The organism is Rugamonas aquatica, assembly GCF_009380215.1.
Lineage (GTDB): Bacteria > Pseudomonadota > Gammaproteobacteria > Burkholderiales > Burkholderiaceae_D > Rugamonas > Rugamonas aquatica_B.
Window position 1 is genome coordinate 12,733 of record NZ_WHUG01000011.1, and the last position, 26,001, is coordinate 38,733.

The 26,001-nt window shown below is 63.7% G+C and carries 25 protein-coding genes; 13 read left to right on the forward strand and 12 right to left on the reverse strand.

What is annotated here, in order from left to right:
- Positions 1-13: 13 nt before the first annotated feature.
- From GEV02_RS22965 to vapC, 5 genes are all read left to right on the forward strand, one after another.
- Entirely contained in the window at positions 14-949 is a 936-nt protein-coding gene (locus tag GEV02_RS22965; RefSeq protein WP_152840291.1) for a hydrogen peroxide-inducible genes activator, read from the forward strand.
- A 78-nt stretch (positions 950-1,027) separates the two neighbouring features.
- Positions 1,028-1,882, forward strand: a complete 855-nt coding sequence (ubiA, locus tag GEV02_RS22970) for a 4-hydroxybenzoate octaprenyltransferase (protein WP_152840292.1) — start codon at positions 1,028-1,030, stop codon at positions 1,880-1,882.
- 90 nt (positions 1,883-1,972) lie between these two features.
- Entirely contained in the window at positions 1,973-2,320 is a 348-nt protein-coding gene (locus GEV02_RS22975; RefSeq protein ID WP_152840293.1) for a DUF883 family protein, read from the forward strand.
- A 36-nt stretch (positions 2,321-2,356) separates the two neighbouring features.
- The gene (locus GEV02_RS22980; protein WP_152840294.1) at positions 2,357-2,560 is read left to right on the forward strand and encodes a type II toxin-antitoxin system VapB family antitoxin; all 204 of its coding nucleotides are present in this window, start codon (positions 2,357-2,359) and stop codon (positions 2,558-2,560) included.
- Complete coding sequence (gene vapC / locus GEV02_RS22985) at positions 2,547-2,945, forward strand: type II toxin-antitoxin system VapC family toxin (protein WP_152840295.1); 399 nt, start codon at positions 2,547-2,549, stop codon at positions 2,943-2,945. The genes GEV02_RS22980 and vapC overlap by 14 nt, the downstream gene beginning before the upstream one ends.
- 6 nt (positions 2,946-2,951) lie before the next feature.
- Here the strand turns inward: vapC and GEV02_RS22990 are convergent, their stop codons facing one another.
- Both GEV02_RS22990 and GEV02_RS22995 read right to left on the reverse strand, forming a co-directional pair.
- Positions 2,952-3,335 carry an MmcQ/YjbR family DNA-binding protein gene (locus GEV02_RS22990; RefSeq protein ID WP_174999308.1) on the reverse strand — a complete coding sequence of 128 codons (384 nt, stop codon included), beginning with the start codon at positions 3,333-3,335 and terminating at the stop codon, positions 2,952-2,954.
- Between the two features lies 1 nt (position 3,336).
- Positions 3,337-3,636, reverse strand: coding sequence for a high-potential iron-sulfur protein (locus GEV02_RS22995; protein WP_152840297.1), 300 nt, complete (start codon positions 3,634-3,636; stop codon positions 3,337-3,339).
- Positions 3,637-3,768: 132 nt separating this feature from the next.
- Between GEV02_RS22995 and GEV02_RS23000 the strand changes: the two genes are divergently transcribed.
- Positions 3,769-5,016 carry a parallel beta-helix domain-containing protein gene (locus tag GEV02_RS23000; RefSeq protein ID WP_152840298.1) on the forward strand — a complete coding sequence of 416 codons (1,248 nt, stop codon included), beginning with the start codon at positions 3,769-3,771 and terminating at the stop codon, positions 5,014-5,016.
- Entirely contained in the window at positions 5,016-6,146 is a 1,131-nt protein-coding gene (locus GEV02_RS23005) for an SO2930 family diheme c-type cytochrome (RefSeq protein ID WP_235922905.1), read from the forward strand. The genes GEV02_RS23000 and GEV02_RS23005 overlap by 1 nt, the downstream gene beginning before the upstream one ends.
- 106 nt (positions 6,147-6,252) lie before the next feature.
- Here GEV02_RS23005 and GEV02_RS23010 read toward each other — a convergent pair whose 3' ends face one another.
- The 3 genes from GEV02_RS23010 to GEV02_RS23020 are packed head-to-tail and all read right to left on the reverse strand — an operon-like array spanning position 6,253 to position 8,760.
- The gene (locus GEV02_RS23010; protein ID WP_235922897.1) at positions 6,253-7,176 is read right to left on the reverse strand and encodes an alpha/beta hydrolase family esterase; all 924 of its coding nucleotides are present in this window, start codon (positions 7,174-7,176) and stop codon (positions 6,253-6,255) included.
- Positions 7,177-7,228: 52 nt separating this feature from the next.
- Positions 7,229-8,053 (reverse strand): pyrroline-5-carboxylate reductase, encoded by an 825-nt coding sequence (proC, locus tag GEV02_RS23015; protein ID WP_152840301.1) that lies wholly within the window; start codon positions 8,051-8,053, stop codon positions 7,229-7,231.
- 2 nt (positions 8,054-8,055) lie between these two features.
- Positions 8,056-8,760 (reverse strand): YggS family pyridoxal phosphate-dependent enzyme, encoded by a 705-nt coding sequence (locus tag GEV02_RS23020; protein ID WP_152805239.1) that lies wholly within the window; start codon positions 8,758-8,760, stop codon positions 8,056-8,058.
- 79 nt (positions 8,761-8,839) lie between these two features.
- On the opposite strand from GEV02_RS23020, the gene GEV02_RS23025 reads away from it, so the two are divergent.
- The 4 genes from GEV02_RS23025 (at position 8,840) to GEV02_RS23040 (ending at position 14,295) form a co-directional block, all read left to right on the forward strand.
- A complete protein-coding gene (locus GEV02_RS23025) occupies positions 8,840-9,883 on the forward strand; it encodes a type IV pilus twitching motility protein PilT (protein WP_152805241.1) in 1,044 nt (347 codons plus the stop codon).
- A gap of 108 nt (positions 9,884-9,991) precedes the next feature.
- The gene (locus tag GEV02_RS23030) at positions 9,992-11,128 is read left to right on the forward strand and encodes a PilT/PilU family type 4a pilus ATPase (protein WP_152840302.1); all 1,137 of its coding nucleotides are present in this window, start codon (positions 9,992-9,994) and stop codon (positions 11,126-11,128) included.
- Positions 11,129-11,132: 4 nt separating this feature from the next.
- Positions 11,133-11,618, forward strand: a complete 486-nt coding sequence (locus GEV02_RS23035) for a glutathione peroxidase (protein ID WP_152840303.1) — start codon at positions 11,133-11,135, stop codon at positions 11,616-11,618.
- Between the two features lie 172 nt (positions 11,619-11,790).
- Entirely contained in the window at positions 11,791-14,295 is a 2,505-nt protein-coding gene (locus tag GEV02_RS23040; RefSeq protein WP_235922898.1) for a putative bifunctional diguanylate cyclase/phosphodiesterase, read from the forward strand.
- Here the strand turns inward: GEV02_RS23040 and glcF are convergent.
- The 3 genes from glcF to GEV02_RS23055 are packed head-to-tail and all read right to left on the reverse strand — an operon-like array spanning position 14,278 to position 18,092.
- Positions 14,278-15,501 (reverse strand): glycolate oxidase subunit GlcF, encoded by a 1,224-nt coding sequence (gene glcF, locus GEV02_RS23045; RefSeq protein WP_152840305.1) that lies wholly within the window; start codon positions 15,499-15,501, stop codon positions 14,278-14,280. The genes GEV02_RS23040 and glcF overlap by 18 nt on opposite strands.
- A gap of 5 nt (positions 15,502-15,506) precedes the next feature.
- Entirely contained in the window at positions 15,507-16,583 is a 1,077-nt protein-coding gene (gene glcE, locus GEV02_RS23050; protein ID WP_152840306.1) for a glycolate oxidase subunit GlcE, read from the reverse strand.
- A gap of 9 nt (positions 16,584-16,592) precedes the next feature.
- Complete coding sequence (locus tag GEV02_RS23055; protein WP_152840307.1) at positions 16,593-18,092, reverse strand: FAD-linked oxidase C-terminal domain-containing protein; 1,500 nt, start codon at positions 18,090-18,092, stop codon at positions 16,593-16,595.
- A gap of 123 nt (positions 18,093-18,215) precedes the next feature.
- Between GEV02_RS23055 and GEV02_RS23060 the strand changes: the two genes are divergently transcribed.
- Positions 18,216-18,770 (forward strand): cob(I)yrinic acid a,c-diamide adenosyltransferase, encoded by a 555-nt coding sequence (locus GEV02_RS23060; protein ID WP_152840308.1) that lies wholly within the window; start codon positions 18,216-18,218, stop codon positions 18,768-18,770.
- A 7-nt stretch (positions 18,771-18,777) separates the two neighbouring features.
- On the opposite strand, the gene GEV02_RS23065 is transcribed toward GEV02_RS23060, so the two are convergent.
- The 4 genes from GEV02_RS23065 to GEV02_RS23080 form a co-directional block, all read right to left on the reverse strand.
- The gene (locus tag GEV02_RS23065) at positions 18,778-19,530 is read right to left on the reverse strand and encodes a M48 family metalloprotease (protein WP_152840309.1); all 753 of its coding nucleotides are present in this window, start codon (positions 19,528-19,530) and stop codon (positions 18,778-18,780) included.
- A gap of 106 nt (positions 19,531-19,636) precedes the next feature.
- On the reverse strand, positions 19,637-21,508 hold the full coding sequence (gene dxs, locus GEV02_RS23070) for a 1-deoxy-D-xylulose-5-phosphate synthase (RefSeq protein WP_152840310.1): 1,872 nt from the start codon (positions 21,506-21,508) through the stop codon (positions 19,637-19,639).
- Positions 21,509-22,399, reverse strand: a complete 891-nt coding sequence (locus GEV02_RS23075; protein WP_152840311.1) for a polyprenyl synthetase family protein — start codon at positions 22,397-22,399, stop codon at positions 21,509-21,511.
- Complete coding sequence (locus tag GEV02_RS23080; RefSeq protein WP_152805265.1) at positions 22,396-22,653, reverse strand: exodeoxyribonuclease VII small subunit; 258 nt, start codon at positions 22,651-22,653, stop codon at positions 22,396-22,398. The genes GEV02_RS23075 and GEV02_RS23080 overlap by 4 nt, the downstream gene beginning before the upstream one ends.
- A 208-nt stretch (positions 22,654-22,861) precedes the next feature.
- Here GEV02_RS23080 and hepB point away from each other — a divergent pair, with 208 nt between their 5' ends.
- The gene (hepB, locus tag GEV02_RS23085) at positions 22,862-25,789 is read left to right on the forward strand and encodes a heparin/heparin-sulfate lyase HepB (protein ID WP_174999310.1); all 2,928 of its coding nucleotides are present in this window, start codon (positions 22,862-22,864) and stop codon (positions 25,787-25,789) included.
- Positions 25,790-26,001: the final 212 nt, after the last annotated feature.

Sequence of the window (26,001 nt, forward strand, 5' to 3'; positions counted from 1 at the left end):
TTCAAATACATTCATGACACTGACCGAACTGAAATATATCGTCGCCGTTGCAAGAGCGAAACACTTCGGACATGCGGCCGAAGCCTGTTACGTCGCGCAGCCTACGCTGTCGGTCGCCATCAAGAAACTCGAAGATGAACTGGGCGTGGTGCTGTTCGAACGGGGCGGCGCCGAAATCTCCGTCACCCCGCTGGGCGCGCAAATCGTCGCCCAGGCCGAGCGCGTGCTGGAACAGACCGCCGCCATCAAGGAACTCGCCAAGCAGAACAAGGACCCGCTGGCCGGCCCGCTGCGCCTGGGCGTGATCTACACCATCGGCCCTTACCTGCTGCCGCCGCTGGTCAAGGGCATGATAGACAAAGTCCCGCAGATGCCGCTGATCCTGCAGGAAAACTTCACCGTGCGCCTGATCGAAATGCTGCGCCAGGGCGAGCTCGACGCCGCCATCATGGCGCTGCCGCTGCCCGAGCACGGCATGGCCATGCAGGCGCTGTACGACGAGCCGTTCGTGGTGGCGATGCCGGCCCAGCATCCATGGGCCAAGCGCCGCAGCATCCCCGCCGACGATCTGAAAACCGAGAACATGCTGTTGCTTGGCAACGGCCACTGCTTCCGCGACCAGGTACTGGAAGTATGTCCCGAGATGGCCCGTTTCTCTGCGCCGGGCAATGGCATGCAGCGCACCTTCGAAGGGTCGTCGCTTGAAACCATCCGTCACATGGTGGCCAGCGGCATCGGCCTGACCGTGCTGCCGCGCGCCTCGGTGCCGGACATGGACACCAAGGAAGGCATGTTGCAATTCCGCCGCTTCGACGCGCCGGAGCCGTCGCGCCGCGTGGTCATCGTGTGGCGTAAAAGCTTCACCCGCAAGGCCGCCATCGACGCCGTGTGCGAAGTGGTCGCCGCCTGCAACCTGCCGGGCATCACCACCCTCTGCGCCACCGATTAAGCCGGCCGGCGCGCCAGTTGCCCCCGCCGCGCCCGGATTTGCGATAATCGCTATCTTTCCATTCAAGCGGCACTATCCATGAACAAGCTGGAGCTTTACTTTCGCCTGGTCAGGCTGGACAAACCTATCGGCACGCTGCTGCTGCTGTGGCCGACGCTGTGCGCGCTGTGGCTGGCATCCAACGGCAAGCCGGACCTGACGCTGGTAGTCATCTTCTCGCTCGGCACGCTGCTGATGCGCTCGGCCGGTTGCGCGATGAACGACTATGCCGACCAGGATATCGACAAGTTCGTCAAACGCACGGCCCAGCGTCCCATTACCAGCGGCCGCATCAGCGGCAAGGAAGCGCTGGCGATTGCCGGCGCGCTGGCGGTGCTGTCGTTCTGCCTGATCCTGCCGCTGAACGCGCTGACCAAGCAGCTGTCGGTGGCGGCCGTCATCATCGCCGGCACCTACCCTTACTTCAAGCGTTTCTTCGCGATACCGCAGGCTTACCTGGGCATCGCCTTCGGCTTCGGCATACCGATGGCGTTCGCGGCGATCCAGAACACGGTGCCGCTGGTGGCATGGGTGCTGTTGCTCGGTAACGTGTTCTGGGCCGTGGCCTACGACACCGAATACGCGATGGTCGACCGCGACGACGACCTGAAGATCGGCATCAAGACCTCGGCCATCACCTTCGGCCGCTACGACGTGGCGGCGGTGATGCTGTGCTACGCCGTGCACCTGGGCTTGCTGCTGGCCTGCGGCTGGCAGCTGGGCATGGGCCTGTGGTTTGCCGGCGGCGTGGCGGTGGCGGCGGGTATCGCCTGCTATCACTACACGCTGATACGCGGCCGCGAACGCGATCCCTGCTTCTACGCCTTCCGCCACAACAACTGGCTGGGTGCGGCCGTGTTCGCGGGCGTGGCGCTGGACTACGCGCTGCGCTGATCCGGCGCGATTGAGGCAGCGCAAGGCCGCAGCGCCGGCGCTGCCTACAATGGCTATCCCCCTTCCACTCCGATACGCAACGAGGTCATCATGGATCAGATTCAACAGAACGGAAAAGGCGTCGCCGACAGCCAAGCCGCCAGCGCCGTCGCGCGCGACAAGCTGATGGATGAATTGAAGCACGCCATCGGCGAAGCCGAGGACTGGCTGAAGGATGCCTCCCAAGCTCCCGCCCCCAGCTCCGACACCCGCGCCCGTTTCGACGACACGCTGCGCACCGCCAGGACCGACCTGCGCAAACTGGAAGACAGCATCATCGCCCGCAGCCGCAGCGCCGCCGAATCGGCCAACGTCTATGTGCATGACAATCCGTGGAGGTCGGTGGGCCTGGGCGCGGCGATCGGCGTGATCGTCGGCCTGCTGGTGACGCGGAAGTAGTCGGACTAAAATGAATCAGGGCTCTGAGGAGATGTCATGCGACCAGACATTGCTATCAGCAAAACGTTAATGCGACAGGCGCTACAGGCATCAGGACTAAAAAGTGAGCAACAAGCTATAGAGCTTGCCCTGCGCACCTTGATTCGCCTGCATGCACAAGAGCAAATCCGTCGCTGCCGCGGAAAAATGATTTGGGACGGTGATCTGAACGCGATGAGAACCGATCATGATCCTGGTTGATTCCAGTGTATGGATAAGTCACTTTCGCCCTGGTCCACGAACCCACAAAATTGCGCTATTGAACGATAGCTTGCAACGCGAACTCGTACTCATAGGCGATCTCGTCATGATCGAGGTGTTGCAAGGGTTTCGCTACGATAAAGATTTCGAACACGCAAAAAAACTACTTTCCTCTTTAAAGATGGCTCGTCTCGGTGGAAAGAAAATAGCTATTCAAGCCTCTAAAAATTACCGGGCTCTGCGACAGTTAGGGATCACTCCGCGTAAAACCATAGACACCATCATAGCAACATGGTGCATAGAAAACGGCAGTCACTTACTGCACGACGATCGAGACTTCACGCCATTTTCCCAACACCTTGGCTTACAGGTCTTAGACGCATGATGTGACTTATCTCAGACTTAGTTTGGCGGCCAATACATCAGGCTCCCGCGCTGTCATCCCGACGCCATGCAACTTGAGCAGCGACTTCGGCGCCGCCAGCAGCCAGGCTTGCGCCAGCCGTAGCGTCGCGCCTTCGCGGTGCGCTTGCGGCAGGCGCATCAGTACCCACGGATGGTCGCGGTAGTGGTCGGTGATGTAGTAGGTCTCCGGCTCCACCATCAGCAGACGCTCGCGCTCCTCCCAGGTGGTGCGTATCGCCACCGACTCGCCATCCTCCTTCAGCCGCGCCATCAGCTTGCCTTTGACCTTCAACGCCGGCGTGCCGTACGAGGTCGACTCTTCCACTTCGGGTAGCGCCAGGCCCAGCGCTTTGAAAGCTGCGTAATCCATGTCAGCCGAACGAGCTACACCAGCCGCCGGCCGCCACCAGCTTGCCGGGGAAGATGGCACAGCCGCCCATGTCGTTAGCGCCGTCCTCATAGATCTGGCACTTGCTGCAGCGGTCGCCGGCCTTGAAGTCGGGGAATTTGTGCGCGTCCACCTTGGCGGCGTCAATCACATAGTTGAACTCCTTGGCCAGCGCCTCGTCTTCCTTCAGCGCCACGCGGTCCTCGGCCCAGGCCATGCAGCCCAGCGTAGCAGCGGCCAGGCCGGCGCAGCCGTTCAAAATAAAAATGCGGCGATTCGTCATTTTCTTCCTTTCCGTCGCGGCCGCGCCACATGGCGACGGCCCGATCATGATACGCCGTTGCGGCCGAAAACATACTGCTATACTCAATGTTGCCAAGCACTCTACATTTAATAAAATTAATGAGGGGACGTCATGTACAAGGCCATATCCGCAGTTGTTCTTTGCTGTACGATCGCCGCCTGCGGCAAGTCCGAGGCGCCCGTCTCGGCCGAGCAGGCCAGCGCCGGCGCGGCGTTCCAGAAAAAACTGCAGGAGCAGCTGCTCGACGCCAAACCCGGCAGCGTGGTCGAGATCCCGGCCGGTACCTATCATCTCACTAGCGGCCTGACCCTGCGCGGCAACGGCGTCACGATACGCGGCGCCGGCATGGACAAGACCATCCTCTCGTTCAAAAACCAGGTCACTGGACCGGAAGGCATGCTGGTCTACGCCAGCAACTTCACCATCGAAGGCTTGACCATCGAAGACTCCAAGGGCGATGGCCTGAAGATCAACGACGGCGACAACATCACCATCCGCAAGGTCAAGGTGCAATGGACCGGCGGTTCCAAAGTCACCAACGGCGCCTACGGCATCTACCCGGTCAAGACGAAAAACGTGCTGATCGAGGACTGCGTGGCCATCGCCGCCTCCGACGCCGGCATCTATGTCGGCCAGTCCAACGGCGTGGTGGTGCGCCGCTCGCGCGCCGAGCAGAACGTGGCCGGCATCGAAATCGAGAACACCATCAACGCCGACGTCTACGACAACGTCGCCACCAATAACACCGGCGGCATCCTGGTGTTCAACATGCCCAACCTGTCGCAGCCCGGCCATAGCACGCGCGTGTACAAGAACAAGGTCGAGAAGAACAACCTGGGCAACTTCGCCGCGCGCGGCACGGCGGTGGCCAGCGTGCCGGCCGGTTCCGGCATCGTCATCAACTCCAACTCCAAGGTCGAGATCTTCGACAACGACGTCACCGACAACCAGACCGCCAACGTCATCATCTCCAGCTACCACTCGACCGGCTACTACACCGAGAAAGGCGTGGCCGCCGGCTACGACCCGTATCCAAAGGCGATCTACGTCTACGGCAACCGCTTCAAGGGCGGCGGCGATTCGCCCGACGGCCTCGATCTGAAGGCGCTGAAGATCGCCATGTACGGCATCGGCGGCCACCTGCCCGACGTGCTGTGGGACGGCTACGTCGACAACAAGCTGCTGGTCAAGGGCGTGATGCCGGCCGAGCAGCGCATCTGCATCCAGGACGGCGTCGAAGTGCTGAACGCCGACGGTCCGAACAAGTACAAGAACCCCAGCAAGGACTCGGCGCCGTTCCGTTGCGAGCTGGCCAAGCTGCCGCCGGTGACGATCGCCCAACTCTCCGCGCAGTCATGATGGTGAGATTGTCCGCAATCGCGTGCGCGCTGATGCTGGCCGCGTGCACGCATCAGCAGGAGCCGGTCAGCTTCATCACGGAAGGCAACCCGGCCAAGTTGAGCGACTGGCATTTGATGGCCGTCTCCGGCGGCCGCCTGAACCTGAACACCGGCGTGGTCCCCTACGATCTGAACACGCCGCTGTTCACCGACTACGCGCACAAGCTGCGCACCGTCTGGATGCCGAAGGGCCAGAGCGCCGTCTACAACGCCGACACCACCTTCGAGTTCCCGGTCGGGACCATCATCAGCAAGACCTTTTACTACCCCAAGGCCGACGGCCCCGCCAAGGCGGTGCTGGCGACCTACGACACCAGCAAGACCGGCAGCGACAAGCTCGATCTGGCCAATGTTCGCCTGATCGAAACCCGCCTGCTGGTGCGCCGCGCCGACGGCTGGATCGCCCTGCCCTATGTGTGGAATGCCGAGCAGACCGAAGCCGTGCTGTCGCGTACAGGCGACCAGGTGCCGCTGGAAGTCGTGCATGAAGACCGCAGCCGCAAGCCGCTGACCTATGTAGTGCCGAACGTGAACCAGTGCGCGTCCTGCCACGTGGCCGATGTGAAGTCGCGCCAGTTCCAGCCGATAGGTCCGAAGGCGCGGCATATGAACCGCAGCTACAGCTACGATGGCGTGACCAGCAACCAGCTCGACTACCTGGCCCGCATCGGCTACCTGAGCGGCGTGCCGGCCAATGCCGCGACAGCCGCGCCGCACAACGCCAACTGGCTGGACAAGGGTCAGACGCTGAACGCACGCGCACGCGCCTACCTCGACATCAACTGCGCCCACTGCCACAACGACAAGGGCGCGGCCAACACCACGGCGCTGCATCTGAACATGGGGGCGCCGGCCGATCTGCATCTGGGGCTGTGCAAGCCGCCGGTGGCGGCGGGTGCGGGCACGGGCGGCCATAACTACGGCATCGCGCCGGGCCAGCCGGAGGACTCGATCATGGTCTACCGCTTAAGTTCCGACCAGACCGGCATCATGATGCCGGAACTGGGACGGGGCTCGGTGCACAAGGAAGGCGTGGAGCTGATACGCGCATGGATCGCCTCGATGAAGCAAGGCTGCGGCGGCGGCTAGTCGTTCCCGCGAAAGCGGGAACCCATGCTGCGCCTGACAGGATGCGATGCATGGAGGGAATTCAGGCAATGCCTGGATTCCCGCGTGCGCGGGAATGACGTTGGCGTCAGGGTGCGCACTTGTCCTTGAAGAAGGCCCAGGTTTCATCGGCAAATTCCACATCGCCGTTCTGCTTGCCCAGCACCGCCTGCACCAGCCATGACAGGTTGTGCGCGATGCTCGGCTGTACGTGGCCGGCGTTCTCCATCTTCAGGAACTCGACCTGCGTGCCGTTCGGATCGCTGCCCCACACGTAGCGCACCAGCGCCGTCTTGTCGTCGGCATCGCGATGCGGAACTTTCGTGATCGTCGGCGTGGACGGCAGCTGCGCCAGCTCGCGCCAGTACTTCACTGAATCCTCCGCACTCAGGCCCGAGCCACGCCCCGTCAGCAGGAAGTGGCCGACTTCGCCGCCCGCATACGGAGCGATCTTGTCCTCCGTTCCATGCGCCACCAGCACTGGCAAGGCGCGCTTGGGCGCCGCGCACAGATTCTTGGTCGGCATCAGCATGCTCGACACGGCCACCGCCGCCAGGCGCGGCCCCATTTCAATCGCCGCGCGATACACCATGCCGCCGCCATTGGAAGCGCCGGACAGATACACACGAGAAGGATCGGCATTGTGCTGCGCGACCGCCTGGTCGATCATCGCTGCGATGAAGCCGACATCGTCGGTCTTGGGATTGGTGGGTGCATCGGCGCGGCAGTCGTTCCAGCCCTGCTTGTCGTCGCTACCTTTCGCGCCATCGGGCGCGATCACCAGCAAGCCTTCGCGGTCGGCCACGGCCAGCCAGGCGGCGGCCGGATCGTCGATCTTGCCCTTGCCGAAAGTGAGATTGGCCGACGCCGCGTGGCCGTGCAACAGGATCACCAGCGGCAGCTTGCCAGCCACCGGCGTCGCCGGCTGCGCCAGCAGATAGTGGCGCGCGCCTTCCGGGCGCTGCACCGTCTCGTCAACGATGGTTGCGGCGCCCGCCTGTAACGCGGTCATAGCTGCAATCAGTGGGAGGTAGCGTGTTACCGTCATCATGCAGCCCTTCGTTTTAGTTTGCGGAACCCAGCTCGTCGCCCATTTCCTTGCCGCGGTGCGCGGCAGCTTTCATTGCAGTGATGATAGCTGACTTGACACCGCTCTGCTCCATGCTGGTCAGCGCCGCGTAGGTGGTGCCGCCCTTGGACGTCACACGTTCGCGCAGCAGCGATACCGGCTCGCTCGACTGCACCGCCAGCTGCGACGCACCGGCAAACGTCGCCAGCGCCAGCTGCCTGCCCTGCTCCGCGTTCAGGCCCATGTCCAGCGCGGCCTGTTGCATCGCCTCGATGAAGTAGAACACATACGCCGGGCCGCTGCCCGACACTGCCGTCACCGCATCGATTTGCGACTCGTCGTCCAGCCACACGGTCGGGCCGACGGCGCGCAGGATATCGTCCGCAGCCTTCTTCTGCGCGGCGGACACGCCGGCCGTCGCCGCCATGCCGGTGATGCCCATGCCGATCAGCGCCGGCGTGTTCGGCATGCAGCGCACGATGGCGCCGTAGCCGCCCAGCCAGCGCGACAAATCCGCGCCACGGATGCCGGCCGCGATCGACACGATCAGCGGCTGCTTCGCGGGATCGATCAACGGCAGCAGCTGGGCCGCCACTTCGCGCATGCTTTGCGGTTTGACCGCCAGCACGATCACGTCCGCCGACGACACGGCGGCATCGGCGCCGTTGGCCGTGGTCACGCCGAACTGCTGGTGCAATCGCGTCAGCGCATCCGCGTTGGGATCGGCCACGTGGATATTGGCGCCGGCGGTGAGTTTGTTGGCCAGTCCCGCGATCAGGGCGGAGGCCATATTACCGCCGCCGATAAATGCTATCTTCATGTTCAAGCCTTGTTGTAGTTTCGTGAACCAAAAATGGCGCTGCCGACGCGCACGATGGTCGCGCCTTCGACAATGGCGGCGCGCATATCGGCCGACATGCCCATCGACAGCGTGTCCAGCGCCAGACCGTCGGCGCGCAGCTGTTCGTACAGCACACGCAGCTGGGCGAACGCCGCGCGCTGCTGTGCAAAGTCTTCGGCCGGCTCGGGGATCGCCATCAGGCCGCGTAAGGTCAGATTCGGCAGCGCCGCGACCTTGTGGGCCAGCGCTGCCAACTCATCCGGGGCCACGCCGCTCTTGCTGGCTTCCCCGCTGATATTCACCTGCAGGCAGATCTGCAACGGCGCCATGCCTTCAGGGCGCTGCTCGGACAGGCGCTGCGCGATCTTCTCGCGCTCTACCGTGTGCACCCAGTCGAAGTGCTCGGCGATAGGCCGGGTCTTGTTGCTCTGGATCGGGCCGATGAAATGCCACTCCAGCGCCGGCGCCCCGGCCGCCTGCAGTGCCTTGATCTTGTCCACGCCCTCTTGCAGATAGTTTTCGCCGAAGGCACGCTGGCCGGCCTGCACCGCTTCCAGCACCGCCTCCGGCCCGAAGGTCTTGGACACGGCCAGCAACTGCACCGATTGCGGCGCACGGCCAACATCTTGGGCTGTGGCAACAATAGTCGAGGTGATTGCTTGCAAGTTCTGGGGGATCAGGGACATAATCATCGAGTAAAAATCGTTAGAAACAACGGTTAGCGCCACAGCGGCACTTCACCAACGTCAGGCACAGGGATTATAAATGGACATCTCCGAACTTCTCGCATTCTCCGTCAAGAACAAGGCTTCGGACCTGCACCTGTCGGCCGGGCTGCCGCCGATGATACGGGTGCACGGCGACGTGCGCCGCATCAACCTGCCGCCGCTGGAGCACAAGGACGTGCACGGCATGATCTATGACATCATGAACGACGGCCAGCGCAAGGCCTACGAAGAGATGCTGGAATGCGACTTCTCGTTCGCGATCCCGGGCTTGGCGCGTTTCCGCGTCAACGCCTTCAACCAGGACCGCGGCGCCTCGGCTGTGTTGCGGACGATCCCATCGAAGATCCTCAGCCTGGAGGATTTAAACGCGCCCAAGATCTTCGCCGACTTCGCGCTCAAGCCGCGCGGGCTGGTGCTGGTGACGGGACCGACCGGCTCCGGCAAGTCGACCACGCTGGCGGCGATGGTCAACCACCTCAACGAAAACGAATACGGCCACATCCTGACGATCGAAGACCCGATCGAGTTCGTGCACGAATCGAAGAAGTGTCTGATCAACCAGCGCGAGGTGGGACCGCACACGCTGTCGTTCAACAACGCGCTGCGCTCGGCGCTGCGGGAAGATCCGGACTGCATCCTGGTCGGCGAGCTGCGCGACCTGGAAACCATCCGCCTGGCCTTGTCGGCGGCGGAGACGGGCCACCTGGTGTTCGGCACCTTGCACACCTCGTCGGCGGCCAAGACCATCGACCGTATCGTCGACGTGTTCCCGGCCGATGAGAAGGAGATGGTGCGGGCGATGCTGTCCGAATCGCTGCAGGCGGTGATTTCGCAGACGCTGTTGAAGACCAAGGATGGCAACGGCCGCGTGGCCGCGCACGAGATCATGGTGGCGACGCCGGCGATCCGCAACCTGATCCGCGAAGCCAAGATCGCGCAGATGTACTCGGCGATCCAGACCGGCAGCAACGTCGGCATGCAGACGCTGGACCAGAACCTGACGGACCTGGTGCGCCGCAACGTCATCAGCGCCGCCGCCGCCCGCAACGCCGCCAAGACGCCCGACAACTTCCCCGGCTAAACCCCGGGGGTCAAGTCTGACATTTGGACACGGCCTCTGCCGTATGCGCAGCTACGGCAGAGGCCGTGTCCAAATGTCAGACTTGACCCCCAACGAAAAGGACATACCATGGAACGCGATCAGGCCTCCAAATTCATGTTCGACCTGCTGCGTCTGATGACCAGCAAGAAGGGCTCGGATCTGTTCATCACCGCCGGCTTCCCGCCCGCCATCAAGATCGACGGCAAGATGACGCCGGTGTCGTCGCAGGTGCTCACCGCCGCCCACACCATGGACCTGGCGCGCTCCATCATGAACGACAAGCAGACCGCCTCCTTCGAACTGACCAAGGAAGCCAACTTCGCCATCAGCCCCGGCGACCTGGGCCGCTTCCGCGTGTCGGCGTTCGTGCAGATGAGCTCGGTCGGCATGGTGCTGCGGACCATCACCAGCGAAATCCCCAAACTCGAAGACCTCGGCCTGCCCGAAGTGCTCAAGGATGTCGTCATGTCCAAGCGCGGCCTGGTCATCATGGTCGGCGCCACCGGTTCCGGCAAGTCGACCACGCTGGCGGCCATGGTCGGCTACCGCAACGAAAACAGCTACGGCCACATCATCACCATCGAAGACCCGGTCGAATACGTCCACCCGCACAAGAACTGCATCATGACCCAGCGCGAAGTGGGCGTGGACACCGAGGACTGGGCCGTGGCGCTGAAGAACACGCTGCGCCAGGCGCCGGACGTGATCCAGATCGGCGAGATCCGCGACCGCGAAACCATGGACCATGCGATCGCCTTCGCCGAAACCGGCCACCTGTGCCTGGCCACCCTGCACGCCAACAGCGCCAACCAGGCGCTGGACCGCATCATCAACTTCTTCCCCGAGGAACGCCGCCAGCAATTGCTGATGGACCTGTCGCTGAACCTGAAGGGCATGATTTCTCAGCGCCTGATTCCACGCAAGGAATCCAAGGGCCGCGCCGTGGCGATCGAGATCATGCTCAATTCTCCGCTGATCTCGGACCTGATCTTCAAGGGCGAAGTCCACGAGATCAAGGAGCTGATGAAGAAGTCGCGCGAACTGGGCATGCAGACTTTCGACCAGTCGCTGTTCGACCTGCACGAAGCGGATATCATCAGCTACGAAGACGCGCTGCGCAACGCCGACTCCGTCAACGACCTGCGGCTCGCCATCAAGCTTGAAGGCAAGGCCGCCAAAAACCGGGATCTCTCCGCCGGAACCGAACATCTGGGACTCGTCTAACACCATGACCGCAATCTACGATATCAACGCCGACAGCCTGACCGGCGCCCCCGTCAACCTGGGCCAGTACAAGGGCCAGGTTCTGCTGATCGTCAACACCGCCAGCAAGTGCGGCTTCACGCCGCAGTACAAGGGTCTGGAGGCCGTGTACCAGCAGTTCAAGGAGAAGGGCGTGGTGGTGCTGGGCTTCCCCTGCAACCAGTTCGGCGCGCAGGAGCCGGGCCAGGCCGACGAGATCGGCGCCTTCTGCGAAAAAAACTACGGCGTCACCTTCCCGCTGTTCGCCAAGATCGACGTTAACGGCGATAACGCCCACCCGTTGTTTACTAAACTGAAAAAAGACGCGCCCGGCATACTCGGCACCGAAGGCATCAAATGGAACTTCACCAAGTTCCTGATCCGCAAGGACGGCACCGTCTACAACCGCTACGCCCCGGCCACCAAGCCGGAAGACCTGATCGCCGACATCGAGAAACTGCTGGCGGAATAAGCCCCGCCGGGCGCGTGTCCACGACAATCCGAAAAAAGAGTGAAAACGTTTTCCAAAAAACGTGCTTTAGGTTAACTTTTCGGTAATAATGATCTCTGGTCATTTCCAATTATCGAATCAGTCGCCTATGTCGTTGTTTGGAAAACTGTTATCGCACTGGATGCGGATGGGGATGTACTCCCGCTTGTTCGTGCCCATCTTCGCCGTCATCGCCATCGTCGTGGGCGTGCGATACACCCTATTGTTCGATTCGGAAACCGAATACGCCAACGCCCGCTACCAGAAGGACGCGGGCGAATTGGGCGTCTATCTGCACAAGGCCCTGACGCCAGCGCTGAGCACGCCCGACCGCGCCGCGCTCGACAACACGCTGGCCAGCGCCCTGCTGCTGGAGGCCGACCTGGTCTCGGCGCGGCTGGACTATGCCGGCGGCCACCTGGAGGCTTTGCGCAGCGCGCAGCCGGCGCCGGACTATCCGGACTGGTTCCGCCAGCTGAACGGCCTGCAACCGATCAACCGCACCATCTACATCGGCAGCGCCGTGCTGGTGCTGGGCTTTGAACCGACGCTGCCGCTGGCCCAGGTGTGGCGCACGCTGCGCCAGCAGGCGGTGATCTCCATCATCAACATCGCCATCATCTACACGCTGCTGGGCATCATCATCTACGCCAACAAGCGCATGCTGCGGCGCGTGGCCGACACCACCACCCGCTTCCAGAACGGCGATCATGGCGTACGCCTGCCAGTCGCCGGTACGCTGGAAGCGCGCATGCTGGCCGTCACCTTCAACAACATGGCGCAGCGCGTGCAGGCGCTGGTGCACAAGCTGCAGCAAAGCCAGGCAAGGCTCAGCGAACAGCTGGAACATACACTGCAGGCGCAGTCGCTGCTACAGGTGGAAAAGGAACGCATCGAAGTCACGCTGGCCTCGATCGGCGACGCCGTCATCACCACTGACCTGAGCGGAAAAATCGCCACCATCAACGACGTCGCCCAGCAGCTCACCGGCTGGACCGAAGCGCGCGCACTCGGCATGGAGCTGCACCAGGTGTTCGTGTTGGCGAATAACTTCGGCCAGCATGCGCTGCTCAAGTCGATGGCGGCGGTCTATGCCGGCGGTGAGGTGGTCAAGGTCGGCAACCAGAGCCTGCGCAACCGCATCGGCCAGATCGTCACCGTCGAATACACGGCCAACGCGATCCGCTCGGCGCAGCACGAGGTGCAAGGCTCGGTGCTGGTGTTCCGCGACGTGACCGAGCGCCGCCAGCTGATGCAGCAGATCTCCTGGCAGAGCAACCACGATGTGCTGACCGGACTGCCCAACCGCGCCGCGCTGGCCGCCCGCTTCGAACAGGAAGTCGTCCGCGCGCGCGAGGAGGATTACCTGCTGGCCGTCTGCCTGTTCGACCTCGATCACTTCCAGCACGTGAACCAGACGCTGGGCCAGGACATCGGCGACGAGGTCCTCAAGCAGGCCGCCAGCCGCCTGCACGATTTCGCCGGCCAGCGCCATTACGTGGCTCGCCTGGGCGGCGACGAGTTCGTGCTGCTGCTGCCGGAGATGAACGGCCGCGCTGGCGTCGAGCAGGCGCTGGACCGCCTGATGGCGGCGCTGTCGCGCGATTACGTGTGCGACGGCGAGGCGGTGAGCATGTCGGCCAGCGTCGGGGTGGCGGTCTACACCGGCAGCGAGATCAGCGCCGACAGCCTGCTGCGCCACGCCGACCAGGCGCTGTACCAGGCCAAGATCACGGGCCGCAACCGCTATCACTTCTTCGACGCCGACCTGGACGAACAGGTGCGCACCCACCACAACCGCCGCACCGAAGTGCGCGCCGCCGTGCGCGCCGGCGAACTGCGGCTGTACTACCAGCCCAAGCTGGACATGCGCAAAGGCCGCATCGTCGGCATGGAGGCGCTGCTGCGCTGGCAGCATCCGCTGCGCGGCGTGGTCGGACCGACCGAGTTCCTGCCCATCGTCGAACACAGCGACGTGATCGTCGATATCGGCGAATGGGTGCTGCGCGAAGCGCTGCGGCAGTTGCAGGTGTGGCGCGCGTTCGACGCCCGCTGGGTCATCAGCGTCAACATCGCCGCCCGCCATTTCCAGCGCGCCGACTTCGTCGCCCGCCTGACCGCCATCCTGGCCGAATTCCCGGACGTGCCGCCGCATATGCTGGAGCTGGAGATACTGGAATCGTCGGCGCTGAGCGACATCGCCCATGTGCGCAGCATCATGCTCGATTGCCAGGCGCTGGGCATCAGCTTCGCGCTGGACGATTTCGGTACGGGGTATTCGTCGATGTCCTACCTGAAGCGGCTGCCGGCGGACATGCTGAAGATCGACCAGAGCTTCGTGCGCAATATGCTGGTGGACCGCGACGACCTGCACCTGGTCAGCGCCGTCATCGGCCTGGCCAAGTCCTTCGGTTTGGGCGTGATCGCCGAGGGCGTGGAAACCATCGAACACGGCGCCATGCTGATGCGGCTGGGCTGCGACCTGGTGCAAGGCTACGGCATCGCCCGGCCGATGCCGGCCGACGACGTGCTGGCCTGGGTCGCCAGTTTCGACACCGCGCCGGTGTGGCAGGCCGCCGCGCAGCTGCCGCCCATCCTCAGCCTGCACGCAGAACCGGCCGGCGGCACGGCGCAGATGCCCTTATTTGTTCAGGGCTGAGTCGATCAATTCGATCCAGTGCATCACCGGCGTCTCCGTGCCCGATTGCAGGTGCGCGGTGCAACCGACGTTGGCCGAGACGATGGTGGTGGCGCCGGTGTCGGCCAGGTTGGCCAGCTTACGGTCGCGCAGTTGCAGCGACAATTCCGCTTGCAGCAGCGAGTAGGTGCCCGCCGAGCCGCAGCACAAATGGCTGTCCGCGCACAGCACCACGTCCACGCCGACAGCGCGCAGCACGCCCTCCACCTTGCCGCGTATCTGCTGGCCGTGCTGCAGCGTGCATGGCGGATGGTAGGCCACGCGCTCCCGGTTGACGGCGCGGCGCCGCAGCGCTTCCTCGAATTCCGGCATCACCTCGCTCAAGTCGCGTGTCAGCGCCGAGATGCGCTGTGCCTTGTCGGCGTAGGCTGCATCGTGCGCCAGCAAATGCCCATACTCCTTGACCGTGACGCCGCAGCCCGACGCCGTCATCACGATGGCCTCCACCGCGCCGTCCTGCACGTAGGGCCACCAGGCGTCGACGTTGCGGCGCATGTCGTCCAGCGCCGCTTCCTGGTCGTTCAGGTGGTGGCGCAGAGCGCCGCAGCAGCCGGCCTTGGGCGCGACCAGCAACTGCACGTCCAGCGCATCCAGCACGCGGGCCGTGGCGGCGTTGATGTTGGGCGCCATCGCCGGCTGCGCGCAGCCTTCCAGCACCAGCATCTTGCGGGCGTGTTCGCGGGCCGGCCATGCGCCCGCGCCGCGCATCGCCGGAATCTTGTCCTGCATGGCGGGCGACAGCAGCGGACGGAATATCTGCCCGGCGCGCAAGGCCGTCGTGAACAACGCCTTGCGCGGCAAGGCTTCCTTCAACACCAGCCGTTTCATGCGCTCGATGAACGGGCGCTGCACGCGCTCTTCCACCACCTTGCGGCCGATGTCGATCAGGCGGCCGTAGCGCACGCCGGACGGACAGGTGGTTTCGCAATTGCGGCAGGTCAGGCAGCGGTCCAGGTGGGTCTGTGTCTTGACCGTCACCGGCGCGCCTTCCAGCACCTGCTTGATGAGGTAGATGCGGCCGCGCGGGCCATCGAGTTCGTCGCCCAGCAGCTGGTAGGTGGGACAGGTGGCGGTGCAGAAGCCGCAGTGGACGCAGGCGCGCAGGATGGCGTCGGCCTCCGCGCCTTCGGGAGTGTTCTTGATGAAGTCGGCGAGATTGGTTTGCATACGCGCTATCCGTACATGCGGCCGGGATTGAAGATCCCCGCCGGGTCGAAGGCCTGCTTCAGCCTCTGGTTGATCCGGGCCACGGCAGGCGCCAGCGGATGAAACACGCCGACATCCTTGTCCGCGCCACGGAACAGCGTCGCGTGGCCGTCGGCCGCCGCCACAGTGCGGCGTATGGCGGCTGCCTGTTCGGCATCAACGGTATCCGCCTTGAGCCAGCGTTGCGCCCCGCCCCATTCGATCAGCTGCTCGCCGCGCAGGATGATGGCGCTGGCCGCCGGCGGCACCGACAGCCGCCACAAGCTGCCGCCGTCGAAATAGCCGTGCGTCTGGTCGCGCAGCGAGGCCCAGAACGCCGCAGCATCGGCCAGCGGCGCGCCGCCCAGCTTGCGCTGCGCCGCGACCACCGCCGCCTCCGCGCCGGACAGCCGCAGCGACAGCACGCCCTGATGCCAGCAGCTGGCCGATATCGGCAGCGGCTGGCCGGCCCATTCGTTCAGGCGGCGCAGCGCATCGATCTCGCTCATCTCGAAGCGCAGGCTGGCCTCGCACACCGGCACCGGCAGCACCTTGAGCGACACTTCCAGCATCAGCCCCAGCGTGCCCAGCGAACCGGCCAGCAGGCGCGAGACGTCGTAGCCGGCCACGTTCTTCATCACCTGGCCGCCGAAGCGCAACGCCTCGCCGTGGCCGTCCATCAGCACCGCGCCGAGCACGAAATCACGCACCGCGCCCGCACTGGCGCGGCGCGGGCCGGACAAGGCGCTGGCGACCACGCCGCCGATGGTGGATGCGGCGCCGTGGCGCGGCGGCTCGAAGGCCAGCATCTGATGGTGCTGCGCCAGCAGCGCCTCGATCTCGGCCAGCGGCGTGCCGCAGCGCGCGGTGACTACCAGCTCGGTCGGCTCGTAGGCGACGATGCCGGCGTAGGCGCTCGTATCGAATACTTCGCCGTTCAAGGCCTGGCCGTACCAGTCCTTGGTGCCGCCGCCGCGCAGGCGCAACGGCGTGCCTGCGGCGGTGGCGGCGCGGATGCGGGCGCCGAACTGCGCGGCGATGTCGGAATGGGAACCGGTGCTCATGTCACTCCGTTAAAAACGCGGCAAATGGGAAAACGGCAGCATGCCGCCGCTGACGCGCATCTTGCCGAATTCGGCGCAGCGGTTCAGCGTTGGTATGGCCTTGTCGGGATTGAGCAAGCCCGCCGGGTCGAAGGCGCGCTTGACCGAGAAGAATGCCTCCAGCTCGGCCGGCGCGAACTGCACGCACATCGAATTGATCTTCTCGATGCCCACCCCATGCTCGCCGGTGATGGTGCCGCCCACTTCTACGCACAAGGCCAGGATCTCGGCGCCGAAGGCTTCGGCGCGTTCGAATTCATCGGGGATGTTGGCGTTGAACAGGATCAGCGGGTGCAGGTTGCCGTCCCCCGCATGGAACACGTTGGCGCAGCGCAGGCCGTACCTGGTTTCCATCTGCGCTATCCCTTCCAGCACCTGTCCCAGGCGCTTGCGCGGGATGGTGCCGTCCATGCAGTAGTAGTCCGGCGAGATGCGGCCCGCCGCCGGGAAGGCGTTCTTGCGGCCGGACCAGAACTTGAGCCGTTCCGCCTCCGTCTGCGACACCGCGATGGCGCTGGCGCCGGCCGTGTTCAGCACCGCCGTCATGCGGGCGATTTCCTCTTCCACCTCTTCGATGGTGCCGTCGGCCTCGCACAGCAGGATGGCGGCGGCTTCGGTGTCGTAGCCGGCCTGCACGAACGGTTCGACCATGCGCGACGAGGTCCGGTCCATCATCTCCAGCCCGGCCGGGATGATGCCGGCCGCGATCAGCGCCGCCACCGCGTGGCAGCCCGCCACCACCTCGTCGAACGAGGCCATGATGACGCGCGCGGTGGCCGGCTTGGGCACCAGCTTGACCGTGACCTCGGTGACGATGCCCAGCATGCCCTCGGAGCCGATGAACACCGACAGCAGGTCCAGCCCCGGCGCGTCGAGCGCTTCGCCGCCTAGTTCCACCACGTCGCCGTCTATCGTCACCATGCGCACGCGCAGCACGTTGTGCACGGTCAGGCCGTATTTGAGACAGTGCACGCCGCCGGAATTCTCCGCCACGTTGCCGCCGATGGTACAGGCGATCTGCGACGATGGATCCGGCGCGTAGTACAAGCCATGCTGCGCCGCCGCTTCCGAGATGGCCAGGTTACGCACGCCCGGCTGCACCACGGCGCTGCGCGAATAGGCGTCCATGCGTACGATGCGGTTCAGGCGCGCGGTCGACAGCACCACGCCGTCTGCGATGGGCATGGCGCCGCCGGACAGGCCGGTGCCGGCGCCGCGCGGCACGATGGGCACATTGAGTTCGCGGCAGACCTGCAGCACGGCGACGATCTGCGCCTCGCTGTCCGGCAGCACGACGATCATCGGCAGCTGGCGGTAGGCGGCCAGGCCGTCGCATTCGTAGGGGCGGGTGTCTTCCGGCGCGGACAGGATGGCGCGCTCCGGCAGCACCTGCTGCAACGCCGCGGCAACCTGCGCGCGGCGGGCGGCGATATCGGCCAGTACGGCCCGTTCGGGAGTGGCAGTGTTCATGGAGCGGGCACCTGGAAGCACTTGGTCAGGCATCGATTGTAAGCACAAACGCCCCGCAGGACGAAATACCCGACTAAACTGTTGTATTCTTCCGAGCGCGACTCATCTACTTTAGGAATCAATATGGGCAACCGACTCTCCAAAATCGCCACCCGCACCGGCGACGGCGGCACCACCGGCCTCGGTGACGGCAGCCGCACCGACAAGGACAGCGTGCGTATCGACTCGATCGGCGAAGTCGATGAACTGAACTCGCACATCGGCCTGCTGCTGTGCGAAGACATGCCGGCCGATCTGCGCGAGGAACTGGTCACCATCCAGCACGATCTGTTCGACCTGGGCGGCGAATTGTGCATCCCCGGCTACCAGATGATCACCGAGACGCACGTCGAGCGCCTGGACGCGCTGCTGGCCAAGTACAACGCCACGCTGCCGGCGCTGACGGAATTCATCCTGCCGGCGGGCTCGCGGGCGGCCTCACAGGCGCACGTGTGCCGCACCGTGTGCCGCCGCGCCGAGCGCGCCATCGTCACGCTGGGCAAGGCCGAGACCATCCACGAGCATCCACGCCAGTACGTGAACCGTTTGTCGGACTTGATGTTTGTGCTGTCGCGCGTGTTGAACCGCTATGCAGGCGGCAGCGACGTGCTGTGGCAGCACGAGCGCAAACGCGGCTAAGGCTGCGCTAACGGTCTGACTGGAACAGCAGCGCCATCCCCTTGGCCATGCTGAGGCGCGAGGCGCTGGCCGGATAGGCGCCGGCCACCAGCGCCAGCTGGTCGCCGTCGGACAGCTTGCGGTAGAAGCTGACCATGTCGGCGGCCGGCCAGCCGGCGCGGTGCGCCAGCACCATGCCCAATTGGTCGGCCTCGGATTCCTGCAGGCTCGATAGCTTGGACAGCCTTATCTGCACCGACACGTCGCTCTCCAGCCGCTCCAGCACCACCTCCACCGGCACCGCCGGATAGCGGTTCAGAAATAGCGCTTCCGACAAGGTTTCGCGATGATGCTCGGCCACCGCGTGGGCGACTTCGTGCGCCAGCAGCGTCGCCAGCTCGCCATCGTTCAACGCCAGCTGGCGCACGAAGGCGCTGCCCACCAGGATCTTCCCGCCCGCCATGCAGATGGCGTCGACTTCGGTATCGCTGGTGGTGTGGAACTCCCATTGCCAGGCTGCCGCTTCCGGCTTCAGCGCCACGGCGGCGCGTATCAGGCCGGCGCCTATGGCTTGCAGGCGCGCCAGCAAGGCGCGGTCGTCGTCCAGGCGTCCGGCGGCGGCCAGTTCGACCATGCGGTCGATATAGCGGTCTTCCACGGTGCTGGCCACTTCCTCGGCGCTGAAGCCCATCTCCTGCGCCCTGCCCGACTCGGGCACCTGCGCGCCCGCCGTTCCGCAGGCGAACAGCAAACCGGCAAACAGGGAGGCGGCGGCGTTCATGGCGATATAAACCGAATAAACTGTTTATACCAATATAGGACGCGCCTTTGCGATAGGCAAGAAAAAAGCCGCCCGGAGGCGGCTTTGGGCGTAACAGCAACGGTATTTAGCCGTTGTTGACCACCAGGCGCGGCTCGGCGGCTGCGTGGCGCGCCTTGATCGAGGCGGTGATGCCGGCGGCGTCCAGGCCCACGCCGGCCAGCAGCTTGGCCGGGTCGCCGTGGTCGATGAACTTGTCCGGCAGGCCGAGCATCTGCAAGGGCTTGACGATGCCTTCGGCGGCCAGCGCTTCAGCCACGGCGGCGCCTGCGCCACCCATGATGCAGCCCTCTTCCACGGTCACCAGGTAGTCGTGTTCGGCCGCCAACTGCTTGACCAGTTCCACGTCCAGCGGCTTGACGAAGCGCATATTGGCCACGGTGGCGTCCAGCGTCTCGCCTGCGGCGACGGCCGGCGCAACCATCGAGCCGAAGGCCAAAATGGCAATCTTCTGGCCCTTGCGCTTGATTTCGCCCTTGCCGATTTCAATGGTCGTCAGCTCCGGCTGGATCGCCGCGCCGGCGCCCGCACCGCGTGGGTAGCGGATCGCCGCCGGTCCCTTGTAGTGGTAGCCGGTGCTCAGCATCTGGCGGCACTCGTTTTCGTCCGAAGCAGCCATCACCACCATGTTCGGGATGCAGCGCAGGTAGGCCAGGTCGTAGTTGCCGGCGTGGGTGGCGCCGTCCGCGCCCACCAGGCCTGCGCGGTCCAGCGCGAAGGTCACGTCCAGGTTTTGCAACGCCACGTCGTGAATCAGCTGATCGTAGCCGCGTTGCAGGAAGGTGGAGTAGATCGCCACCACCGGCTTCAGGCCTTCGCAAGCCAGGCCGGCGCCGAAGGTGACGGCGTGCTGCTCGGCGATGCCGACGTCGAAGTAGCGGTCAGGGTATTCCTGCTCGAAGCGCACCATGCCCGAACCTTCGCGCATGGCCGGCGTGATGCCGACCAGCTTCTTGTCGGCGGCCGCCATATCGCACAGCCAGTTGCCGAAGACGTCGGTGTAGCTCATCTTGCCCGGCGCGGCGGCCGGCTTGATGCCTTCGGCCGGATTGAATTTCGGCGTGCCGTGGTACAGCACCGGTTCCGCCTCGGCCAGCTTGTAGCCCTGGCCCTTCTTGGTGACGACGTGCAGGAACTGCGGGCCTTTGAGCTGCTTGATGTTCTGCAGCGTAGGCACCAGCGATTCGAGGTCGTGGCCGTCGATCGGGCCGATGTAGTTGAAGCCGAATTCCTCGAACATCGTGGCGGGCACCACCATGCCCTTGGCGTGTTCTTCCAGGCGCTTGGCCAGTTCCAGCACTGGGCCGGGCAGCACCGACTTGCCGACGTTCTTGGCGGCGGCGTAGAACTGCCCCGACATCAAACGCGCCAGGTAGCGGTTCAGCGCGCCCACCGGCGGCGAGATCGACATGTCGTTGTCGTTCAGGATCACCAGCAGGTTCAGGTCTTCCTGGACGCCGGCGTTGTTCAGCGCTTCGAAGGCCATGCCGGCCGTCATCGAGCCGTCGCCGATCACGGCGATCGCGTGGCGGTGCTCGCCCTTGATCTTGGCCGCCTGCGCCATGCCCAGCGCCGCCGAGATCGAGGTCGACGAGTGCGCGGTGCCGAAGGTGTCGTATTCACTTTCGTCGCGTTTCGGGAAGCCGGAGATGCCGTTGAGCTGGCGCAGCGTGTGCATGCGCTCGCGGCGGCCGGTCAGAATCTTGTGCGAGTAGGTCTGGTGGCCCACGTCCCACACGATGCGGTCGTGCGGCGTGTTGAACACGTAGTGCAGCGCCACGGTCAGCTCGACCGTGCCCAGGTTGGACGACAGGTGGCCGCCGGTCTTCGAAACCGAATCCAGCAGGTAGCTGCGCAATTCATGCGCGAGCGGGGTCAGCTGGGTGCGCGCCAGTTTGCGCACATCCGCTGGTGAGTCTATGTTTTCGAGCAATTTCATTTATGCCTTCCGCTGCACGATCAAATCCGCGAGTTCGCGTAACCGCAGAGCTTTTTCTCCAAACGGCGCGAGCGCTGCGTGCGCGTCGAGCCGCAATTTTTGCGCCAGCGCGCGCGACGGTTCCAGACCCAGGATCGAGACATAGGTCGGCTTGTTGTCGGCGGCGTCCTTGCCGGCGGTCTTGCCCAGCGTGGCCGAATCGGCCGTGGCGTCGAGCACGTCGTCCACCACCTGGAAAGCCAGGCCGATGGCGCGTGCATAGTCGTTCAGCGCCTGCAGTTCGGCCGGTTCCAGATCCTTGCCGGCCAGCGCGCCCAGTACCACTGCGGCGCGCAGCAGCGCGCCGGTTTTCAGCTGGTGCATCTGCTCCAGCTGTTCCAGCGTCAGGCTCAGGCCGACGCTGTCGAGATCGATTGCCTGACCGCCGCACATGCCGGCCGAGCCGGAGGCGTGGGCCAGCAGGCGCAGCATCGCCACCTGGCGCGCGGCGGGGATGCTATCCGCCTCGGACAACACCAGGAAGGCCTGCGATTGCAGCGCGTCGCCGACCAGCAGCGCGGTCGCTTCGTCGTAGGCCACGTGCACCGTCGGCTTGCCTCGGCGCAGTTCATCGTCGTCCATGCACGGCATGTCGTCGTGCACCAGCGAATAGGCGTGGATCATTTCCACTGCGGCGGCGGCGCGGCTCAGGATGGCCGCGTCGGCGCCGAACAGCGCGCCGGCCGCGTACACCAGCAGCGGACGCACGCGCTTGCCGCCGCCCAGCAGCGCGTAACGCATCGCTTCGTGCAGCTTGGCCGGGACCACGGTGGGGGCAGGCAGGAAACCGGATAAATCGTTTTCCGATGCCGCCTGCACGGTTTTCATCCAGTCGTCGAAGGCGCCGTTCATTGTTCGGCCTCGGCGGCTTCCGCGAAGGGCTTGAGCATGTCGCCCTCCAGCACCTTGACCTGGGATTCCACTTTTTCCAGCTGGGCGGCGCAGAATTTCACCAGCTCCGAGCCGCGCGCATAGGCGGCCACCGAAGCTTCCAGCGGCAGTTGGCCTGCCTCCATTTGGGCAACCAGCTGCGCCAGTTCCGCCATCGCCTCTTCAAACGAGACGGGGGCGGCGGCGGTCGCGTCGGCAGTTAATTTCTTAGACATAGTCGGTCAAATTTTTCCAAGCAATACAGGCGTGCGAAATGCCAAAAACACAATACGACATGCGAGGACGCAGTGTAACCCTATATTTTAGAGCAAACCACCTGATCCGGTGAGACTAAAGAGAATACGGCGGGGGCTAAAACGGATGAGTGGCATATTTCTAACGTTGCGGATGTTACAATTATTTCTTTTGCAATTAGGAAAACCCATGCCTGCCTTGCTCCGATTTTCAATATTTCCCACACTGTTGTTCGGCTTGTCGCAACTGGCGCACGCGGCGACCTTCCCTACGGAGGTGATTTTCGAAGCGGAACCCGGCACCGCGCCAACGCTATGGGTGAGCACTAACAATCCGGCGCTCGAACCATCCACGCAATACCTGGTGGTCACTGGCAAACCAGATCAAAAAGAGGCCAGTGCCAGCTCCGCCGACGAGCTGACCTACACCATCGACGTGAAGAGCGCCGGAACCCATAAAATCTGGTTGCGCGTATTGGCCGCCGCAGACTGGAGCAATTCCTTTCATCTGGCGATCGATGACGGCAGCAACTACACGCGATACTGGGTCAATACATTCTCACCGGACTGGCAATGGTTTTCCATTGCCGCAAAAGACCTGACAGCCGGGCAGCATAAGCTGAAGATCAAGTATGCGAAATCAGGAATGGGCCTGGACCGGCTGCTGGTGACCAAGCGCATGGATTTCGTGCCCCGGGGCCTGGGTGAAAATCCCACGGTGTACAACTCCATTCCCGCCAATCCTTACCCGGCACCCACGATACTGCCGCCGGCCGAACATCCGCGCCTGTTTGTACGCAGCACCGACCTGCCCCTGCTGCGCGAGCTCGAAACGGAATCGAACACCGCACCGGGAGTGGAGTACACACAACTGAAGGCAGCCTGGCGCCGTCTGCGGGACAATGCCGCGGCAAATCCCAACGGCGTGCTGCCGACGCAACCGACGCCGCCCACCGATCCAAACAAAGTCCAGAAAGCACTGGACAGTTATTGCGTCGGCACGGCCCGCCCCGCCATTCAGGCCAAGGCATTGAGCTATCTGGTCGACAGCAACACGACCAGCGGCCAGCAGGCGATCAATATGATGAATGCTTACTGGGAGGTCTGCAAATCACCGGATAGCCGCACCATCGGCGAGGGCATTACGCTCATGGCCATGGTCTACGACTGGGCCTATCCGCTGCTCAGCACGGAACAAAAGACCGCATTCATCGAACGCTTCATGGCGCTGGCCCCGCAAATGGAATTCGGCTTCGCGGACGCAAGCAAGCAGGGAGCAGTGGTCGGTCACGGCAGCGAAGCCCAGCTGATGCGCGATCAACTGAGCGCCGGCGTGGCGTTCTACGACGAAGCCCCGCAAATCTATCAGATTACCGCCGGCCGCTTCTTCCAGGACTTTGTCGCGCCGCGCAATTTCACGTACGCAGCAGGCGCGCATCATCAAGGCGACTCGTACGGCGCTTACCGCTACTCATGGGACATGTTTGCATCGTGGATCTTCCGCCGCATGGGCGCTGGCGATGTCTTCGACGCCAGCCAGCAATCGGTCCCGTATCAATGGCTGTACATCCGCCGCCCTGACGGACAGCTGATGCGCGACGGCGACAGCTATCAATCCGTTTATACGAAATTCCTCACGTATTGGACCGAGCCCAACGCCTACATGCTGCCTGGATCCTATTACAACGATCCATATATCAAGCATGAATTTGCGCAGCAGCTGTCCGCCCTGGGTTCGGCGGACAGCCTGAAATCCAACGATATCTGGCAAGTCCTGTTCAGCAATCCCCGGCAAAACGCCACGCCGCCAAAAGCCCTGCCGTTGAGCAGATATTTTGCCGATCCTGCAGGGTTGATGGTCGCCAGAACCGGATGGACCGACAGCGTTGTCGCCCAGCAGAACTCCCCGGTGGCAATCGCCACCATGAAAGTGGGCAGCGTCCGCTTCGCCAACCACCAGCACCTCGACTCCGGCCACTTCCAGCTGTACTACAAAGGGCCGCTGGCCATCGATTCCGGCCTCTATGAGGGAAAAACCAGCGATGGGAAAACGGATTTGAATTACGGCAGCCCCCACGACTGGAACTACCACAAACGCACCATCGCGCATAACGCCATGCTGGTTTTCGATCGCGCGGAAACCTTCGCCACCGCCGATTCGAATGACGGCGGCCAGCGCTTCGTCGTACCGGAGCCGGCGACGCTGACGGCCTTGCTCGCCCCTCAAAATGGCTACATCAACGGAAGCAGCCAGGACAGCCACATCGGTCCCGACAGCGACACGCCGGACTATAGCTATTTGAAGGGCGACATCGCCAAGGCCTATACGTCCAAGGTCGTCAATTACACGCGCTCGTTCGTGTTCCTCAACCTGAAAGACAAGCAGCATCCGGCGGCATTGATCGTGCTCGACAAGATCAAGTCCTACAGCTCCGGTATGAAGAAGACATGGCTGCTGCACAGCGAGCAGGAGCCTACTATCGTCGGCGACACCGTGACCATTCTGCGCAATACCAAAGGCTATAACGGCAAGCTGATTAACCGCACCATCTTGCCTGTCGGCGCGTCGATCAGCAAAGTCGGCGGCAAGGGCAATGAATTCAGTGCATACAGCCGCAGCACGGGGACCAACATCAACTACCCCATCTCCGTGTCCGATGCGACAGCCAGCAACGAGCCAGGCGCATGGCGCGTGGAGGTATCGCCAGCCACCGATGCCGAAGCGGACGTCTTCCTCAACACGATGCAAGTAATGGACGCGGACAGCGCGCAGCCTGCGCTGGCCACGGCTGCCATCGCCTCGGATGAGCTGAACGGTGTGCAGATCGGCAACCGGGCGGTACTGTTCGCCAAGACGCAGGACTACATCGCCAGCAAGGCAGGCTTTATCCTGCCGACCTCCCAGAGCGCGGTGCGGGTGCTGGTGAGCGACCTGGCGGCCGGATACTGGTCTATCAACAAGGACAATGTTCCGGGCGGCGTCCAATATGAGGTGAAAAGCGGCCAAGGGGTGCTGTACTTCGATGCCGGCACCGGAGGAAAGTACACGCTGAGCCGGGCGGACACCCGGACCTTGCCGGCGCCTCCGCCGTTACAGAGTTTGCCGCTGCCAAACTAACCGGCCGCGCGCCGGGAATCCGCAGTTCGGGCGGCCCAAGGGCCGCCTTTTCATTTAAACAATCAAACTTACGCTTCCCGGCGAGGTCAGCAGAGGTCAAAACGCGGTATAATCTCCGGTTCTGTCCGAAATACCATTTTCAACGAATTGAATTCAGGTCTTTACGGATTCTGTCTCTCTTTGGTTTGATGTACATATTAAGGGGGGTTGGG

Bases quoted from the DNA above. Each gene is read 5' to 3' on its own strand.
- GEV02_RS23060 (WP_152840308.1), top strand. From the start codon at position 18,216: ATGGGCAACCGACTCTCCAAAATCGCCACCCGCACCGGCGACGGCGGC.
- dxs (WP_152840310.1), bottom strand. From the start codon at position 21,508: ATGAAATTGCTCGAAAACATAGACTCACCAGCGGATGTGCGCAAACTG.
- GEV02_RS23020 (WP_152805239.1), bottom strand. From the start codon at position 8,760: ATGTCCCTGATCCCCCAGAACTTGCAAGCAATCACCTCGACTATTGTT.
- GEV02_RS23005 (WP_235922905.1), top strand. From the start codon at position 5,016: ATGGTGAGATTGTCCGCAATCGCGTGCGCGCTGATGCTGGCCGCGTGC.
- GEV02_RS23065 (WP_152840309.1), bottom strand. From the start codon at position 19,530: ATGAACGCCGCCGCCTCCCTGTTTGCCGGTTTGCTGTTCGCCTGCGGA.
- GEV02_RS23055 (WP_152840307.1), bottom strand. From the start codon at position 18,092: ATGAACACTGCCACTCCCGAACGGGCCGTACTGGCCGATATCGCCGCC.
- GEV02_RS23075 (WP_152840311.1), bottom strand. From the start codon at position 22,399: ATGAACGGCGCCTTCGACGACTGGATGAAAACCGTGCAGGCGGCATCG.
- proC (WP_152840301.1), bottom strand. From the start codon at position 8,053: ATGAAGATAGCATTTATCGGCGGCGGTAATATGGCCTCCGCCCTGATC.
- GEV02_RS22965 (WP_152840291.1), top strand. From the start codon at position 14: ATGACACTGACCGAACTGAAATATATCGTCGCCGTTGCAAGAGCGAAA.
- ubiA (WP_152840292.1), top strand. From the start codon at position 1,028: ATGAACAAGCTGGAGCTTTACTTTCGCCTGGTCAGGCTGGACAAACCT.
- GEV02_RS23080 (WP_152805265.1), bottom strand. From the start codon at position 22,653: ATGTCTAAGAAATTAACTGCCGACGCGACCGCCGCCGCCCCCGTCTCG.
- glcE (WP_152840306.1), bottom strand. From the start codon at position 16,583: ATGAGCACCGGTTCCCATTCCGACATCGCCGCGCAGTTCGGCGCCCGC.
- GEV02_RS23035 (WP_152840303.1), top strand. From the start codon at position 11,133: ATGACCGCAATCTACGATATCAACGCCGACAGCCTGACCGGCGCCCCC.
- GEV02_RS22995 (WP_152840297.1), bottom strand. From the start codon at position 3,636: ATGACGAATCGCCGCATTTTTATTTTGAACGGCTGCGCCGGCCTGGCC.
- glcF (WP_152840305.1), bottom strand. From the start codon at position 15,501: ATGCAAACCAATCTCGCCGACTTCATCAAGAACACTCCCGAAGGCGCG.
- vapC (WP_152840295.1), top strand. From the start codon at position 2,547: ATGATCCTGGTTGATTCCAGTGTATGGATAAGTCACTTTCGCCCTGGT.
- GEV02_RS23030 (WP_152840302.1), top strand. From the start codon at position 9,992: ATGGAACGCGATCAGGCCTCCAAATTCATGTTCGACCTGCTGCGTCTG.
- GEV02_RS22990 (WP_174999308.1), bottom strand. From the start codon at position 3,335: ATGGATTACGCAGCTTTCAAAGCGCTGGGCCTGGCGCTACCCGAAGTG.
- GEV02_RS23010 (WP_235922897.1), bottom strand. From the start codon at position 7,176: ATGACCGCGTTACAGGCGGGCGCCGCAACCATCGTTGACGAGACGGTG.
- GEV02_RS23025 (WP_152805241.1), top strand. From the start codon at position 8,840: ATGGACATCTCCGAACTTCTCGCATTCTCCGTCAAGAACAAGGCTTCG.
- GEV02_RS23000 (WP_152840298.1), top strand. From the start codon at position 3,769: ATGTACAAGGCCATATCCGCAGTTGTTCTTTGCTGTACGATCGCCGCC.
- GEV02_RS22980 (WP_152840294.1), top strand. From the start codon at position 2,357: ATGCGACCAGACATTGCTATCAGCAAAACGTTAATGCGACAGGCGCTA.
- GEV02_RS22975 (WP_152840293.1), top strand. From the start codon at position 1,973: ATGGATCAGATTCAACAGAACGGAAAAGGCGTCGCCGACAGCCAAGCC.
- GEV02_RS23040 (WP_235922898.1), top strand. From the start codon at position 11,791: ATGTACTCCCGCTTGTTCGTGCCCATCTTCGCCGTCATCGCCATCGTC.
- hepB (WP_174999310.1), top strand. From the start codon at position 22,862: ATGCCTGCCTTGCTCCGATTTTCAATATTTCCCACACTGTTGTTCGGC.